The 16,924-nt window shown below is 59.3% G+C and carries 13 protein-coding genes and 1 pseudogene; 9 read left to right on the top strand and 5 right to left on the bottom strand.

Annotated elements, in window-relative coordinates; genetic code table 11:
* The 3 genes and pseudogenes from WBG04_RS10550 to WBG04_RS10540 all read left to right on the top strand — a co-directional run.
* Positions 1 to 1,053 (top strand): annotated as a pseudogene (locus WBG04_RS10550) (glycosyl transferase family 1); the annotation flags it as partial.
* Positions 1,032 to 2,495 carry a glycoside hydrolase family 130 protein gene (locus tag WBG04_RS10545; RefSeq protein ID WP_424314393.1) on the top strand — a complete coding sequence of 488 codons (1,464 nt, stop codon included), beginning with the start codon at positions 1,032 to 1,034 and terminating at the stop codon, positions 2,493 to 2,495. The pseudogene WBG04_RS10550 and the gene WBG04_RS10545, both read left to right, overlap by 22 nt.
* Before the next feature lie 54 nt (positions 2,496 to 2,549).
* Positions 2,550 to 2,690, top strand: a complete 141-nt coding sequence (locus WBG04_RS10540) for a hypothetical protein (RefSeq protein ID WP_424314392.1) — start codon at positions 2,550 to 2,552, stop codon at positions 2,688 to 2,690.
* Here WBG04_RS10540 and htpG read toward each other — a convergent pair.
* The 3 genes from htpG to WBG04_RS10525 form a co-directional block, all read right to left on the bottom strand.
* Entirely contained in the window at positions 2,687 to 4,531 is a 1,845-nt protein-coding gene (gene htpG, locus WBG04_RS10535) for a molecular chaperone HtpG (protein ID WP_424314391.1), read from the bottom strand. The genes WBG04_RS10540 and htpG overlap by 4 nt on opposite strands.
* A 76-nt stretch (positions 4,532 to 4,607) precedes the next feature.
* Positions 4,608 to 5,567, bottom strand: a complete 960-nt coding sequence (locus tag WBG04_RS10530; RefSeq protein ID WP_424314390.1) for a hypothetical protein — start codon at positions 5,565 to 5,567, stop codon at positions 4,608 to 4,610.
* Between the two features lie 3 nt (positions 5,568 to 5,570).
* On the bottom strand, positions 5,571 to 6,806 hold the full coding sequence (locus WBG04_RS10525; protein ID WP_424314389.1) for a hypothetical protein: 1,236 nt from the start codon (positions 6,804 to 6,806) through the stop codon (positions 5,571 to 5,573).
* A 109-nt stretch (positions 6,807 to 6,915) separates the two neighbouring features.
* On the opposite strand from WBG04_RS10525, the gene WBG04_RS10520 reads away from it, so the two are divergent.
* Genes WBG04_RS10520 through WBG04_RS10505 form a run of 4 tightly spaced genes read left to right on the top strand, consistent with a single transcriptional unit; the run spans position 6,916 to position 12,417 of the window.
* Entirely contained in the window at positions 6,916 to 8,226 is a 1,311-nt protein-coding gene (locus tag WBG04_RS10520; protein WP_424314388.1) for an NAD(P)/FAD-dependent oxidoreductase, read from the top strand.
* Positions 8,227 to 8,259: 33 nt separating this feature from the next.
* Positions 8,260 to 9,312 carry a peptidase M42 gene (locus WBG04_RS10515; protein WP_424314387.1) on the top strand — a complete coding sequence of 351 codons (1,053 nt, stop codon included), beginning with the start codon at positions 8,260 to 8,262 and terminating at the stop codon, positions 9,310 to 9,312.
* 55 nt (positions 9,313 to 9,367) lie between these two features.
* Positions 9,368 to 11,257, top strand: a complete 1,890-nt coding sequence (locus WBG04_RS10510; RefSeq protein ID WP_424314386.1) for an ABC-F family ATP-binding cassette domain-containing protein — start codon at positions 9,368 to 9,370, stop codon at positions 11,255 to 11,257.
* 5 nt (positions 11,258 to 11,262) lie between these two features.
* Positions 11,263 to 12,417 (top strand): class I SAM-dependent rRNA methyltransferase, encoded by a 1,155-nt coding sequence (locus WBG04_RS10505; protein WP_424314385.1) that lies wholly within the window; start codon positions 11,263 to 11,265, stop codon positions 12,415 to 12,417.
* Positions 12,418 to 12,532: 115 nt separating this feature from the next.
* Here the strand turns inward: WBG04_RS10505 and WBG04_RS10500 are convergent, their stop codons facing one another.
* Together WBG04_RS10500 and WBG04_RS10495 are read right to left on the bottom strand one after the other, a co-directional pair.
* Positions 12,533 to 14,149 (bottom strand): choice-of-anchor I family protein, encoded by a 1,617-nt coding sequence (locus WBG04_RS10500; RefSeq protein WP_424314384.1) that lies wholly within the window; start codon positions 14,147 to 14,149, stop codon positions 12,533 to 12,535.
* 238 nt (positions 14,150 to 14,387) lie between these two features.
* Complete coding sequence (locus WBG04_RS10495) at positions 14,388 to 14,696, bottom strand: HPF/RaiA family ribosome-associated protein (protein ID WP_424314383.1); 309 nt, start codon at positions 14,694 to 14,696, stop codon at positions 14,388 to 14,390.
* 196 nt (positions 14,697 to 14,892) lie between these two features.
* On the opposite strand from WBG04_RS10495, the gene WBG04_RS10490 reads away from it, so the two are divergent.
* Positions 14,893 to 15,687, top strand: a complete 795-nt coding sequence (locus tag WBG04_RS10490) for an MlaE family ABC transporter permease (RefSeq protein ID WP_424314382.1) — start codon at positions 14,893 to 14,895, stop codon at positions 15,685 to 15,687.
* Positions 15,688 to 15,831: 144 nt separating this feature from the next.
* On the top strand, positions 15,832 to 16,530 hold the full coding sequence (locus tag WBG04_RS10485) for a LuxR C-terminal-related transcriptional regulator (protein WP_424314381.1): 699 nt from the start codon (positions 15,832 to 15,834) through the stop codon (positions 16,528 to 16,530).
* Positions 16,531 to 16,924 lie beyond the last annotated feature (394 nt).

Genomic DNA, 16,924 nt, shown 5'->3' with positions numbered 1-16,924 from the left:
CTCCAGCGCATGAGCGACCACACCGGCATCTTCCAGCACGCGATCTACAGCGTGCCGAACTACCACGAAGCCTACTGCACCGACGACAACGCCCGCGCCTTCATCTACACGGTTCTCCATCAGGAGGAACACGGCCCCGACCCCACGCTCGACCGCCTTGCCTGCTCGTACCTTGCCTTCCTTTGGTATGCCTTCGATGCGAACACCCGACGCTTCCGGAATTTCATGAACCACGAGCGCCAGTGGCTCGAAAGCAAGGGCTCGGAAGACAGTCACGCCCGCGCGCTGTGGGCGGCCGGCACCGCTCTTGGCCGATCTGAAAACGACGGCTTCCGAAACCTCTGCGCACTGCTCTTCCAACGCGGTCTCGGCCCGGTCAGGCACTTCAGCTCACCACGTGCCTGGGCATTCACACTCGTCGCCATCGACGAGTATTTGCGCTCCTTCTCCGGCGACCGGACCGTGGCCAAGACCCGCGAGATCCTCGTCGCCCGCCTCGTCAATCTTTTCCACGCCAACTCATCACCCGAGTGGCTCTGGTTCGAACGCATCGCCACTTACGATAATGCCAAACTCTCCCACGCGCTCATCGTCTCGGGCAACCTGGAGGCCACCGAGATCGGTTTGAAATCGCTGCGTTGGCTGATCGACAATCAGACGGCCAAAGGAGGTCAGTTCTCACCGATCGGCTGCCATGGATTCTGGCCGCAGGGTGGAATCAAGGCCCGCTTCGACCAGCAACCTGTCGAAGCCCATGCTTCCGTCTCCGCTTGCATGGCCGCCTTTGACCACACCGGCGATGAGATCTGGGCAAGCGATGCCCGACGCTGTTTCGACTGGTTCCTTGGTCGCAACGACCTCGGCATTCCGCTCTACGATCCATCCACCGGTGGCTGCCGCGATGCCCTGCTGCGCGATCATCTCAATCAGAACCAGGGAGCGGAATCCACCCTCGCCTTCCATCTCTCCCGTTCGGAAATCACCCGCCGCTCGGCACGAGTCGAAGCACAAAACCCACCCAGCACCCATTCATGCAACCACCAGCCCACGTAAGCACCGGCATTAAACTCGTCCCGGACAGCTCGCGTGTCATCGTTCGTTCCTTCATCCCGGGCGACCGCCAATCGGTGCTCCGGATCATCGAACGTGCGCTTCGCCTAACAGACGAAGAGATCGCCATCCGTCTCGCAGAGCTCCACGAACATTTCGATGAGCGCCACCCCTGCCTCGAATGTGCCTGGAGGTCGCACTATGAACATGTTCGCCAGCACGTTCCTCACGGAACATCCCTCACCGAGCAACAACGGCTCTATGTTGGCGCGCTCTTCTCAGGAGAGTATGCACTGGAATCCGCCGCACTGTTCAACCCTTCCATCGTCGCCCATCCGGACCAATCAGGCGTCGAGTCCGGCGCACTTCGCTACATCATGAGCCTGCGGGCGACCGGCGAAGGCCACATTTCATCGATCGCCTTCCGCACCGGCGTCATCTCGGCCGACGGCAGCGTCAGCATCGACGAAAGACCCCGGCAAACCAGCGCACCGAACCTCCACCCGGATCCGAGCTTCAAGCGCACCAGCTTCTTCCGGAAACTTCGCGACATGGAGTTCGACAACCCGTGGTCAAAGCTTCTCAAGGAATCGCTTGGAGACAGGTTCACCCGCAGCGAGCTGGACGCCGCCCTGCATACCTCGCTCGGCTCCACCCGCACCGAAGCACACGAATCCCGCCGCACCATCGAGTGCATCAACTGGCTCGCTCACGTCAACTACGAGGTCAATTTCGATCCTTCGATCAGTCTTTCGCAAAGGATCATCTTCCCGAACTCCCCTTCGGAAAGCAATGGAATCGAGGACGCCCGCTTTGTCGCCTTTACCGACACAGACGGCACCGTCACTTACTACGCCACCTACACCGCCTACAGCGGTCACGCCATCCTCCCCCAGCTACTGGAAACATCGGACTTCCTCAGCTTCCGCGCCCTCACTTTGAACGGACCCTCCGTCCGCAACAAGGGCATGGCGCTCTTCCCACGGAGGATCAACGACAAGTATGCCATGATCTCACGACAGGATGACGAGAACCTCTATCTCATGTTCTCCGACGACGTCCATAGTTGGGACGACTCACAGCTACTCCGACGCCCGTCGGAAGCCTGGGAAGCCGTAAAGATCGGCAACTGCGGATCTCCGATCGAAACCCCCCACGGCTGGCTGCTGCTCACCCACGGTGTCGGTGCCATGCGCCGCTACTGCATCGGGGCGATGCTTCTCGATCTCGATGATCCGTCGATCGTCCTCGGCCACCTGTCCACCCCACTGATCGAGCCTGATGAACCCGACCGGAATGGCTATGTCCCAAACGTCGTCTATACCTGTGGAGCGCTTGTCCACGGCCAGAACCTGATCTTGCCCTACGGACTAAGCGACACGAGCACAACGATCGTTACCATCCCACTCGATCCATTGATCTCAGCAATCAAATCACAGAACTGAGTAATCAGATCGACACTTCTCAGCAGCCAACCTCAACTCTAACACTACAATCCCATGGGCGACAAATCACCGAAATCAAAACAGAAGAACCAATCGCAGAAGCAGTCCAAAACCAATGCTGCTGCCAAGACGAAACAATCAAACATCGACCGCAAGCAGCAGCAGGGTCTTAAACCACCGTCGAAAAAAGCCTAACCCATCGCCTTTTCCATCAACTCGTTCATCCGGCGCACGGTATCGCGGGCGTCTTCGAGCAGACCCGCGGCAATCAGCGAGTTGTCGAGCAACTGCCCGGCCACCAGTTTTGCCAAATCCGGATTCGAGTCCTTGGTCTCAGCAAGCTTCCTGACCAAGGGGTGACGCGGGTTGATCTCAAGCTCGACCTTCACCTCATCTTTGAAGTTCTCGTCCATTGCCTTCATCATGGCGCGCATTTGAGCGGTCATCCCGTCCTGCGGAACCAGCGCAACCACCGGACTATCCACCAGGCGCTTTCCAGCTTCAACCTTCGTCACCTTGTCGCCAAACTCCTCCTTGAGAAACTCACACAGCTTGGTGGTTTCCTCTTCGGAAAGCGCCTCGCCTTCGACCTCCACGTCGTCGAGCTCGACGCCGCCCTGTGAGATCGACTGCAGCTTCTTGCCATCGAATTCTCCAAGTGCCTCGACCACATACTCGTCGACGGCATCGGTAAAGAACACCACCTCAAGACCCCGCTGCTTGAACGCTTCAAGGTAGGGGCTGGCTTCGATCTGATCCTTGCTCGATCCGACGATGAAATAGATCTTTTCCTGCCCGTCCTTCATTCGGGTCACGTATTCGGGAAAGCTGGTCAGCTTGCCATCGTCACTCATCGAACTCTCAAAGCGCAGCAGCTTGGCCAGTGCCTCACGGTTGGCGAAATCGGTCGCCACACCCTCCTTGAAAAAGCGCTCGAACTTCCTGTAAAAGGTCTGCCATTTGTCCGGATCACCGCTAGCCTCCTTGTCGAACATCTTCAGCACCCGCTTGCTGATCACGGCTCCAATCTTCCGCACCAGCGCGCTATCCTGCATCGACTCACGTGAAATGTTGAGCGGCAGATCCGCACTATCGATCACCCCCTTGAGGAAACGCATCCAGTCCGGCAGAAGATCCTTCGGTTCCGAATCGATCAGGACCTTCTTGCAATAGAGCGCGACGGCAGGATCGATCTTGTTCAGACCCATGCGCTCGGGGTTTTCCGAAGGCACGAAGAGCAACGCATTGATCGCGATCGGCGCATCAGCCGCGAAATGAAGTCGGTAAGCCGGATCGTCGTAAGCCTTGGCCTGAAACTTGTAGAACTCGGTGTACTGCTCCTCGCTGATCTCGCTCTTGTTCTTGAGCCACAACGCCTCCACTTCATTCACGCGGGTTCCATCGACCAGCACCGGAAAGCCAACGAAGTTGCTGTAGGTCTCAATCAAATGCTTCACCCGGCTGTCCTCGGCATACTCCTTCTGATCCTCCTTGAGTTTCAGAACAATCTTCACGCCGCGCAGCGCATCGGGAGATTCTTCGATCTCATAACCGGTCTTGCCATCGCTCTTCCAAACGAGGCCTTCAGCATCCTGACTCCAGCTCCGCGTGTGCACCTCGACTTCATCCGCGACCATGAAGGCCGAGTAGAAGCCGACTCCGAACTGACCGATCATGCTCGATGGCGTGCCACCGCTCTCCTTCATCGCTTCGAGAAATGCCTTTGTCCCCGAGTGGGCGATCGTTCCAAGGTTCTCAACCAGCTCCTCCCGCGTCATGCCGATGCCATGATCCTCGATCGTCAGCGTTCCCGCCTCCTTGTCCGCCGTCACCACCACCTGCAGCGGCAGTTCGGAATCATGGACGTTCTTCTCGGTCGATTCGATGTGCCGCAGCTTCTCCATCGAATCCGAGGCATTTGAAATCAGCTCACGGAGGAAAATCTCACGATCCGTGTAGAGGGAGTGAACCACGAGATCGAGCAGTTGCTGGATCTCGGCTTGGAAAACATGCTTCTCAGAGGTCGTTTCGCTCATAGGAGCGGGGAAAATAGCCAAGCGACCCGCCCTGTCAACGCCCCCGGGAAGAATCCCAGCTGTCGCCCGGTTCAGCTTAGTTCCGCTGGACCGAGACCCGGCCAAAACTCCACGGACCGGAAGTGGGGACGACCTGCTCGACCCATCCATAGTTCTCCGGAGCAGCCGCTGGAGCACTCGTCACAGGATCAGCGGAACCAGTCAGCTCAATCCACGAACCCGCCGAAATGTCCGGACGCCACCAGCCTTTGTAGTTCAGATCCTCGTCGTCCAGTCGCTTCAAATACTGGAGATAGAAAACCGCCCCCTCCTGCCTCATCATCGTTCTCGGAACGGAGTCCGCCACCGAAGCCTGGGAGCCGAAGGCGTACTCGAGAAGATTTTCCGCCCCGTCATCATCAGGATCCGATGTCGGAAGAAAGAACTCATCCGGTGAGCCCTCGGGATCAAACTGATCGTAAATCCAGGCTTCAAAGCCAGTGGTGGGCCGACCACTGGTCTCCGCAGCGAATCCGCCTGAGGTGGTCCGGCCATAGACCAGTTCCATATCGTCAACAGCAAGCGATCGAAAGGAAGGTAGAAATCCGGGGACATCCGCAGCGATGGTGCCGGGAATCTTCAGCACTATCACTTCGGTCGCCTCTTCAGGAGCGGGCGCATTGAACACCACCAGATGCAGTCCATCCTGCTCTACCGCCAGAGCCTTGGTAACGAGATATTCGATTGTCCCCGCCGCAGCCCCATCACCCGTCCCAACGGACCCCGGACTCCCGAAGGCCACAGATGCCGTTACAAGAGTCAACGGACCTGCTTGCGCCAGATCAGCCACTTCTAGTGCGCTCAATCCCCCAAAGTCCCGGATCGACACCTGCGAACCGAGCGGTAGCGGGTTTTCATCGGAGTCTTCCAGCAAACTCGTTGGGCCCGGTGTGACTCCCAGATTCGAAACGACAACATCAGCCGCCCTCAAGGAACCTCCTATCGGGAGCGAGAGGAAACCGACGGAGAGAAAAGCCGTTTGAAAAGTCGTTCTCATTGATCAGGGAACTGCAATAACTCGAAGAAGGCCGCTGCCTTCCACTTCGATGGGAACCTCACAGGTCGGGCCATCTGCCGTAACCATCTCACCGAAATCCTCCCAGACCTTTCTGCCCTGCTTGCGCGCCTGCAGTTGGTAGCGCTTGCCAAGCTCTGCCGCCCACACCAAACGGCCACCTCTAACCGACACTTCAACTTCATCCACAGGCGCGACCCTGAGCGACATCAATGCCTGGCTTCCCGGAACCGTTTCGGGTTCTCCCGCGATCCGTAGATAGCCACCACTCTGATAACGATGCAAATCAATCGCTTGGGTTACGTCCACCGGAGTGCTCCCAGCGTCGCCCTGAACACCGACAGACCTCCACCCGAGACTCTGGCGGTAGTAGAGGAAGTTCGAGCGCGTTCCATTCGCATAAGTCAGTTGGAAAGCATCCGCTTTCGCCGCAGAAGGACCACCCTGAAGCGAGAAGTCCGACGTCGCACTGAATAGCTGCCATTCATCGACACGCTCGACCGAGGTGAATGGGGCCGAAATCAGATTTCTTCCGGGCCAGACCTTTATCACCCGTTCATAAGCCGGCTCGAGAACCGTCCCGACATTTGTGAAATCGAGTTCGGTGTCGGCACGACGATTGACGATGACCGCACCGGGATAGGGAAGCAACGTAGCCGATTGATCACCTGCCGACTCATTTCCGATCTCCAACCAATCGCCAGCGCTGTCAATGAAGTAACCCTTTGGAACCTGATTCTCCGGGTTCCAAAGAAAGATCGTGTCTGCTTCGTCGGCCAGGTCTGCCGCAAACAGATTGGCAAGATCCGGATTGAACACCTCGGCGATCGTCTGATGCGGACGGATATCAATCTGATCACCAGGACGCAGCAAACCGTTCACATTATCTTTCATCGTCAGTGAACTCCCAACGAAGGAATCCACATCCACCGTCAACCCAGGATTTCTACCCTGCCTCACGGAAAGAAAACCACTCCCAACGCTGCCGAGCAGGTTGGCGGGAAGCAAAGCGGCAATCTCGACATTGACTCCATCCACATCCGCCACGAATCCCTTGAAGGTGATCGGCTTGACCAGATGAATCGCAAGAAGTCCCTGCGACCCGGCAGGAACGTTGAGCGTCGCAAACCCAATGGGATCCGCCGGAGGCGCACCCTGCCCACGCAAGCCTGAAGTCATCAAAAAGATGAACAAAGCGACAAAGCGTGCGAAGAAAGTCATGCCAAAGGGGCCGTGAAGGACCGGGACGACTTTCCCACACATCGCAGGACAATCAACGTCAATTATCCGTTGGCATCCATTGGGGAATTCTGTGTTTCTGTATCTCAACATGTTAAGGCAATCTTCCTCACCAGCACGAATTGCCATCGTTGGCGGTGGTCCCGCCGGACTCCGTGCTGCGGAAGCCTGCGCGGCGGGTGGCGCTCGGGTCTCCGTCTTCGATGCCAAACGTTCGGTCGGCCGCAAACTCCTCGTGGCCGGCTACGGCGGCCTGAACCTCACCCACGGCGAGCACCTCGAAGATTTCGTCACCCGTTACTCCGGCCCCGGCCTCCCCGCCGAGCACTTCGCCAAAATCATCCGCGCATTTTCCCCCGAAGACCTCCGCAACTGGGCCGCCCAACTCGGAATCGAGACCTTCGAACAGCGCACCGGCCGCGTTTACCCAAAGGAAATGAAAGCCGCCCCCCTGCTCCGGCGCTGGATCGAGCGTCTGCGCAAACAAGGTGTCACTTTTCACGTGAACCACCAGCTCACGGACCTCCAAACCCACCAGTGGCATGACCGTCCCGGTCATGATCCGCAGGAGTCAAAGCCGCCTCAGATGGAGAGCCTCCCGATCCAAACAAGCCCTGCATTTAATGACCGGGACGGTCATGCCACTGTAGCCCTCACCTTCAAGAACCAGCCCCCTCAATCCTTCGACGCCGCCATCCTCGCCCTCGGCGGAGCCTCATGGTCGAAGACCGGCTCAGACGGACGTTGGACTTCCATCCTCCAGCCACACGACATCACCGTCACTCCATTCCAACCGGCCAACTGTGGCTGGGAAGTCGATTGGCCTGCCGATCTCATCTCCCGACTCGAAGGCCGTCCGCTGAAAAACCTCGCCGTCTCCGCCGGTCCCATCGTCGTCCAAGGCGAACTCATGCTCACCCGATACGGACTCGAAGGCGGCGCCATCTATCAACTCGGCCCGATCCTCCGCGCAATGCCAGAAGCATCCATCGAGATCGACTTGAAACCCGAAGTCCCCATCGAGACGCTGATGCGCAAGATGGAAAGCGTCCGCGCAGACTTCCTCTCCCAAGCCGTCGGACGACTCAGACTCTCCGAACACGCCCGCCTCCTTCTCCAACACTTTGGCGGTCCCCTCGAAAGCCGCGAATCCCTCTGCCATGCGATCAAAAACCTCACCATTCCGCTCACTCGCCCCCGTCCCATCGACGAAGCCATTTCCTCAGCCGGCGGCATCGCTTGGAGCGAGCTCGGCGACGACCTCCAGCTTCGCAAACTCCCCGGCGTCTATGCCTGCGGCGAAATGATCGACTGGGAAGCCCCCACCGGCGGCTACCTCATCCAAGGGTGCTTCGCCACCGCCACCCACGCCGCGCGCGGTGCCCTCGGCCACCCCGAATAACGGCATCGTTCCTGCTAACTGCTCGGAAATCCCGTGAGTAACCTCGCCACCTCCGACTTGTCCGGATTCCTTGAAATCCTTCAGCAGCTCGTCCGTGAACCCTCGGTCGTCGGCACGGAGGATTCCTTCTTCCGCGTCCTTCGCCGCGAACTCGAGGAAGTCGACGTGAAGGTCGAGCGCCACCTCGGCGTTCTTGTCGCGCAGGGCAGCGAGCCGGAAAGCCTGATCCTTTCCGCCCACATCGACCGCCATGGCCTGCTCTGCACCGGCCCGAACGAGTTCCAATACGCCGCCTTCATCGCCGGTAACCGCGGCGAACTAACAGGCGACTCCCTTTCTGAGCAAATGATGGCTTCCATCGCCGACCGCTTCACCGGTCAGCGCGTTCAGGCCCACCTCCCCTACACCGGCACCTACCTCGGCCAAGGCACCATCTCGAATGGCTACCACTGCGAAAAACGCCACAACCTCATTTTCGAAATCGAAGGCCTCGACTTCCTCCAACCCGGTGCGCCGGTCTCCTTCCTCGATCGCCTTCAGGTCACCGACACCCACATCTCCGCGCAACTCGACAACGTTCTCAGCGTCGCCCTCATCGTCTATCTTTTCCGCAACGGCTTCACCGGCACCGCGCTCTTCACCGCTCAGGAAGAAGCCGGCCGCAGTTGGCGCTACGCCCTGGCCTGGCTCCAGCGCGAATCGATCACCACCCGACGCCTGCTCGTGCTCGACACCAGCCCCTACCCAACCCCCGAAGCCGCCGCCGAGCAGGAACTCGTCCTCCGGAAAAAGGACGCCACCGCCGGCTTCGATTCAGCCTTCACCGACGAAATCGCGCGCATCTGCCAGCGCCTCGACATCACCACGACCTATAAAGACGAGTGGATCGAAGCCCAAAACCTCGACCGCCCGAAACCACAGTCGCTCGGCCGCACCGAGCTCGGGCGCCTCGTCGCCGCCACCGGAGGGCACATCACCGGCACCACCCTCCAGATCCCCACCACCGGCTACCACACCGCGAGCGAAACCGCCTCCCTCGCCTCCATCCGCGCCGTCCTCCGCCTTTTGAGCACCTACATTTCATAACAAACACGGCTTCCCCTTGCCTTTCGCGAATGCTTGGCTCCTCATCCGCGCGTTCATGTCCGCGCTCCTCTCCGCCAACGAAATCCGCCTCGCCTACGGCCTTCAGACCCTCCTCGACGGCGTCACCCTCGCCGTCGCCGCCGGGGAAAAAGTCGGACTCGTCGGCCGCAATGGCTGCGGCAAAACCTCCCTCTTCAAAATCCTCGCCGGCACCAACGAGGCCGACTCCGGCGAAATCTCCCGCCGCCGCGAACTCCGCGTCGGCTACCTCCCCCAGGAGTTCGAACTCGATCTGAGCCTCACCGTTCACGAAAACATCGCCGCTGGAGCCGCCGATGTCGTCGATGCCATCCATCGCTACGAAACCGGCGATGGCACCGAGACCGAACTCCACGATTGCTACGAACTCATCGAGCACGCCGATGGCTGGAACCTCGATGCCCGCATCCAATCGCTTTCCAACGCCCTCGGCACCCCGCCACTCGATTCCGAAACCGCTCAACTCTCCGGCGGTGAAAAACGCCGCGTCGCCCTTTGTCGCGCACTCGCCTCCCAGCCGGACCTCTTGCTGTTAGACGAACCCACCAACCACCTTGACGCCGATTCGATCCGCTGGCTCGAAGCCTTCCTCGCCACCTACACCGGCGCGGTCATCTTCGTCACCCATGACCGCTACTTCCTCGACGTCATCGCCACCCGCATCATCGAGATCGATCAAGGCAAGGCCTACTCCCACCCCGGCAACTACACCGCCTTCCTCGAATCAAAAGCCCTCCGCCAGCAGATCGCCTCGCAGACCGAGCGCCGCCGCCAGCGCTTCCTCCGCGAGGAACTTGAATGGGTCCGCGCCGGCGTCAAAGCCCGCACCACCAAGTCGCGCTCGCGGCTTGATAGGTTTTACGAGATCGACGGCATCAAGGCCCCGGTCGAGGAGCAGGAAATGGACATCCTCATCCCGCCGCCACCCGACCTCGGAAATACCGTCATCGAGCTTGAGGATGTCGGCATCAACGTCGGTTCTAGTACTTCACCCCGCTGGCTCTTCAAGCATCTCGACCTGATCATCCGCCCTGGCGAATGCACCGGCATCGTCGGCCGCAATGGCGTCGGCAAGACCACCCTGCTGAAAATCTGCCTCGACCAACTCGACCCCAGCGAAGGCAATGCCGTCATCGGCAAGCGCGTCAAAGTGAATTACATCGACCAGGCCCGCATGGCGCTCGATGGCACCGGCTCACTGCTCGACGAAGTGGCCGACGGCAATGAGAAGGTCCTCTTCGGCGACGAATGGATGGGCGCCCGGTCCTACCTGAAGCGTTTCCTTTTCTCAGACGACCGCATCAACGAACGCGTCGACCTTCTCTCCGGCGGCGAACGCGCCCGCCTGATGCTCGCCAAGGTCCTCAAGACCGGCGGTAACCTACTCGTCCTCGACGAACCGACCAACGACCTCGACTTACCGAGCTTGCGGATGCTTGAAGAAGCACTCGCCGACTTCGGCGGCTCCGTCATCGTCGTCTCCCACGACCGTTACTTCCTCGACCGCATCTGCGACCGCATCATCGCCTTCGAAGACAACGGTGTCCACATCACTCCCGGCAACTATTCCTACTATCTCGAAAAGCGCCAGCAGCGCGAGAACTCGGAGCGCATCCAGGCCGCCGCAGCAGCCAAACAAGCCGCCGCCCGCCGCAAACAGACTCCAACCGCCACCGACAAACCCCGCAAGCTCACCTTGGCCGAAAGGAAGGAACTCGAAACCATCGAAGACCGCATCCTGGAAGCAGAAGAAGCAGCCGCCGCCATCGAGACGAAACTCAACGACCCCGATTTCCAGAAAGACCACTTCAACGAGGTCCCCCAACTCGTCGCCGATCTCGAAGCCGCCAAAAAAGCCACCGCCGCCCTCTACTCCCGCTGGGAAACCCTCGAAGCCCTCGCCTGACCGCCATGCCCACCGTCGCCATCAAGACCTACTCCTTCCATCCGTCCATCTGGCCGAAGATGATCGGGCAATACTCCCAGGACGCGAAAGCCGGCGACCTCGTCGAAGTCCTCGACAAGGAGGGCAACACCTTCGGCTGGGGCTTCTTCAACCCGAGCTCCAACATGCCGCTCCGCGTCGTCAGTCACGGCGAAGAACCCATCGACGAAGACTTCTTCCTCCGCGCCATCGAGAACGCCGCCAAGCTGCGCCGCGAACTCTTCCACCTCGACGCCGACACCGAAACCTATCGCGCCATCCACGGCGATGCCGACCAGCTCCCCGGGTTGGTGGCCGACAAATTCGGCGACCTCCTTTCCCTCGAAGTCACCACCCTCGCCGCCTGGCGTCGCCTCGACACCTGGGTCCCCGCGCTTCACGAAGCCTTCGACACCAAACGCGCCCACATCCGCGTCGACCCCGCCCTGGCACGCGTCGAACGCATCCCCACCGATCCGCATCCGCTTTCCACCGACTCGTTGCGCAAAGTCAAAGTCCGCGAGCACGGCATCACCTTCGAGATCGATTTTGCCGAAGGCCACAAGACCGGCTTCTTCTGCGACCAGCGCGACAACCGACGCCGCTTCGCCAATCTCGTCGAAGGCAAAACCGTCCTCGACCTCTGCTGCTACACCGGTGCCTTCAGCGTCTACGCCGCCAAAGCCGGAGCCGAAGACATCATGGCTGTCGATCTCGACGAAAAGGCCATCGCCATGGCCAGGCGCAACGCCAACATCAACGACGCCAAAATCAAATTCACCCACGCCGATGCCTTCAGCTGGGCACGCACCATGGTTGAAAACGGCCGCCAATGGGACGTTGTCCTCGCCGACCCACCGAAGTTCGTCACTGGCCGCGACGACGAACGCGGGCGCGGCAAATACAACGACCTCAACAAACTCGCCTCCGACCTCGTCGCCCCCGGCGGTCTTTTCGTCAGCTGCTCCTGCTCCGGCCACATCAACGAGTTCGAATTCGAGAAGCTCGTCACCACCGCCGTCCACAAACAGCAGCGCCGACTGCAGATCTTCGACCGCACCGGTGCCGGCCCCGACCACCCCACCCTCTCGAACTACCCCGAGTCCCGCTACCTCAAGGTCATCTGGTCAAGGGTGCTGTAGCCTGACTCCGCGACTGACCGTCGTTGAAAAAGAAAGCCACCCCCGACAAAAGAGATGCCGGACGCCCCGCAGGACGCCCGACACTGGCCATGGCTAGGGGGACCACCTGGAAAGCCTATTCGGAAATCTCGTAGACCGTGGTTGTGCCGCTGACCTCGTTTGCCACGATCAGCAACGGCTTGCCGTTCGGACTGTCTTTCGCCGCCACGAAGTCCAAACCTTCCGGACCCAAGTCACCGGCGGAAGCCACATCGCTGAAATCATCTTCATCAAAGACCACCGAGAAATCGCGGTTCGCGGCAAAGGTCACAAAGGAAACCTGCCGAGGATCGGTGATATCAAAGACCATGATGGCGCTCACCCGCTCAAGACCGACGAAGGCGTAGGTCTTGTCACCGAGCTGGCCAATCTCAATCGCCTCGGGCTCCGGACCCTTGGCGTCCGAGCGGCTGTCAACACTCTGATTCTCTGAATTGGTGCTGTTGAAGCCTTCCGGCAAATTCTCGGCGATCCATGCCTCGATCATCTCGCCACTGTCAAAGACGAGTTCACCCTCGCTGCTGTAAATCGAGAAGGACCGAGTCCCAAAACTATAGAGCTCTTGATACACGCCATCCCCGTCTGCATCACCTTCCGTCGAGATCACGGCAAGCCGACCCAGATTCGCATCCTCCTTGAGAATATCCCCGAGAGGAAAGGCACTGGGATCAAGCTCCAGATCCTTGACCCGGACTTCGTCCTCGTAGTCGCCATATTCGCGGCCGTCCCCTTCGTTGGCGGTCACGATATAGGTACTGCTCGCCCCCCGACCACGACCTCGGCTGTTGGCACTGACTTCATAAACTGCAATCGCGTCGGGCATCGGCAGTCCTTTCACCGGCCAGTTGGCAATCCGAATGAGATCGTCCCGGTCGGAGACATCAAGGGCGTTCCCAAGCTCCGCGTGATTGATTGATCCCAGACCAATCATCCGCTCTACCCGCTTCCGCCAAAGGTCGATCACGGCCACTGCATTGTTCTCCTGACAGCTCACGTAGGCATAACGGCCACGTGCATCGATCGCCACATATTCGGGCTCAATGTCCTGTGCAGGCGTCGTTCCCTCCGGCCCTGAAAGCCTGACGCCTTCCAGATCCTCCGCAGATAGGCCACCGAAACCGACCTCGGTGATGCGACGGCGACCGCTCCGACCGAAGATCTCGATGATCGACACCGAGCCTTCGGGATCAACCGTGTAGTCGTCATTCGGCTCGCCTTCGTTGGCGACCACCAGCCTCCTCCCGGCACCATCGTAGGTCAGCATGTCTGGCAGGAACCCCACCTCCACGGAACCCTTCATCTCACCATCCTTATTAAGGAAGACCACGCGCCCGCGCTGGGTCTTGTCAGCAGCGCCAACCGCCACGGCGACCTCGTTGAAGCGAGGAGACGGATGCACATCCACACTGTTGGGATTCCCGAACTCGGAAAGATCCACCGAGATCAGCAGGGTTGGATTCAACAAATCACTGACATCGAAGATATCGACGGCGTCGTCGGCACCGTTGACCACGAACATCCGCTGGGTCGCCGGGTCGAACTTGACAATCTCGGCCGCGGACTTGTCAAAGACGTCAACCGCCTCACCATTCCGCGCGGAACTGATCGGGTTCAGCGTGATCGCAGCACCGACGGGGGTGATGGCGGCTGCGAGGACAATCCCGGAAAACGCCCGGGTGTAGATGGATTTCATAATTTGATTCGCGTGTATTTATTACGGCACCTATAGTATTTGAAGCACCGACAAGCGAACTTCTCCACCCTCCTCCCACCTTTTCGAAGCAGACCTTCGTGGCACCATTGTCACATGTCATCTTCGTAACATGCGGCTCGTCATTTTCGACTTTCCCGCAACCTCAACAAAAAGGCGACCGGGGAACCTGCCCCGATCGCCTCCAACCATCCGCGAATTGGGCGAAAAATGCAGCTCGTCAAGCCGCCTTCTTCAAGTGCTTCGGCTTGGCGAGCTGGCGCTCGGCTCGTTCGAAGCAGCGATAGATCGACTGGTCGAGATGCCTTCCTTTGGCATGAGCTTCAAGAAGGCGGTGCTTGGAATCATGAACGATCAGATGGACCTCGGATTGCCCTCGGACGGCCGACATGTGGAGCTCCGCTCGATAAAGATCGGGATGCAGACGGATGAGGTGCTGGTAGCGCTGCTGCAGGACCTTCTTGGTACTCGCCTTGAGATGCGTGTTCTGAGTTTCGAGGTGCTTCGTGAATTCATAGACCGTTTTCATGATTGCATTGTTGTTTCTCGGCACTCTCACCACGAGAGCACCACCCTCTCAACAATCAGTAGCCATGCCATCGCGAATCGATAGCGGACGCGCACCCATGCATTTCCCTCATGCGTCGCCCCTGATTCAAGTTCCCGGATTGCTGACGGTGCCATCTTCCTCGCCAAACCGGTATCCACCTCCTAGACTCCGAGGAGTGGAATACTTCGCTCTGATCGGGCGGCCCCTGGTTGGCTTCATCAATTACCTCGGCCGGGTCGGCTTGCTGGTCGGCATGGTCGGCGAGTCCATGGCGCATGGCAAATGGCGGCCTCGCTTGATCGTCGAGCAAATCGCAGAGATCGGCTACCGCTCCCAACCCGTGGTCATCATGACCGGGGCCTTCACGGGTGCGGTCCTCGCCGCCCAGTCCCTGTTTCAATTCAGCACGCTCGGCATGGAGACCGGTGCCGGTGCGCTGGTCAGCGTTGCCATGATGCGTGAACTCGGCCCCTCGATCACCGCCCTGATGCTGGCCGGCCGGGTCGGTGCCGCGATGGCCGCGGAGATCGGCACCATGAAAGTCACCGAGCAGGTCGACGCCCTTCGCTCAATGGGCGTTCACCCGATCGACTACCTCGTCACCCCCCGGGTCGTCGCCATGCTCATCGCCATGCCGCTCCTCATCGCCGAATCGATTGCCTTCGGCATCGGCGCATCTCTTTTCGTCGGCACCGTCACCTTTGACGTCAACTCGGCCTACTGGATGAACCAGATTTACATGCACACGGACATGTCGGACATCATCATCGCCCTGACCAAGGGCACGGTGTTCGGCCTTCTCATCGTCATGATCTCCTGCCACCAGGGACTCGCTGCCAGCAACGGAGCGGTCGGCGTTGGCCGCAGCACCACCCGTGCGATGGTCTATTCCGCCCTCGCCTTGCTGGTCTTCAATTTCTTCCTGACCATGCTCATGAACATCGTCTTCCCGGTTGGTTTCGGGAACTAATTCTAATTGTTAGGCTGTCTGAATTGTTAGGAATGCTTCGCTATGCCGAACTCCTGCAAGGCTTTTAAAATAAAGCATTCAGGAGATTTCTTGACCCATTTTGGCAGGTTTGGGAGCCTACGTATGTTCACGAAAAACCCAACCATGCTTCAACCAAAGAAACGGGTCGCCATTATCGACGGAACTCCACTCATGCGCCGTGGGCTTCAATCCTTTTTGAGCGCCCAGCCGGATCTCAGCCCAATGATCGAGGCGTCCCGCCCATCAGAGGTCCTCGAGCTTGTTTCGTCCAACCCACCGGACATCATCGTGACCGAGGCGCTCTTTCCGGGAAGCGAAGGCGTCTTCGAATTCATCCCGGAACTTCATTCGCTGGTCGGAAAGATTCCCGTCCTCGTTTTTTCAAACATCAACGAGCGAGTCATCGCATCACGAGTGCTTCAGGCAGGCGCCCAAGGGTATCTGATGAAATCCGCCTCGGAGAACGAACTCGGTATTGCGATCCGCAAGTTGCTTTCGGGAGGCATCTATCTGAGCCGGGAGATGACCGAACGCGCCGTCACCACCTTCGCCGCTCCGACTCCCAGGACTCACCGCGGAGATGAAGTCCGGGAACTCACCAACCGAGAACTCGAGGTTCTCGATCTTGTGGGTGCCGGCATGACCTCAAAGGACATTGCCCAAGTCCTCCACATCAGCCTCAAGACGGTCGAATCCCACCGTTCCCACATTCTCGCCAAACTCTCGCTTGAAAACAGCGCCGAACTGATCTGTTACGCCACCCAATGGCGCAACCTCGCGAGTCACCGCGGGTGGCGGCAGGCAAGCGTCGCCAGCGCCTGACCACCCACCTTTTTGTCAGGGTTTTCCCTGAGTTCTCCGTCCAAATCGCCCCCAATTGACGAAAGCCCCATTTTTTCCCATCCTCCCGATTGATGAAAAGTCCCCTTCCCCCCCCGACCTTGTTTTCCCGGGCGCTTTCCGTGCTCTGGTTCGGCGTCGGTCCCGTGGTGATGGCGGTCATGGCATTGACGACTCCCCTGTCTGCGACGCCAACCCCATCTCCACGGGAAACCGGAGGAGAGGCTTTCCTTCAATCTGTTCCCGAACCGACCTCCATGATCCTCGGAATCCTCGGATTCTGCCTTATTCTCTTCCGAAGAGGAAAGTCCTAGCCCGAACGCCCTCCCCCCGAGCATCTGGCTACCCCACGGCCCCGACCATCCCCCCAGTCGGA

Origin of the sequence: Haloferula sp., from assembly GCF_049672945.1 — a bacterium.
Taxonomy (GTDB): Bacteria; Verrucomicrobiota; Verrucomicrobiia; order Verrucomicrobiales; family Akkermansiaceae; genus Haloferula.
The sequence above is the reverse complement of the archived record's forward strand: the minus strand, read 5'-3'. Positions and strand labels throughout refer to the sequence as shown.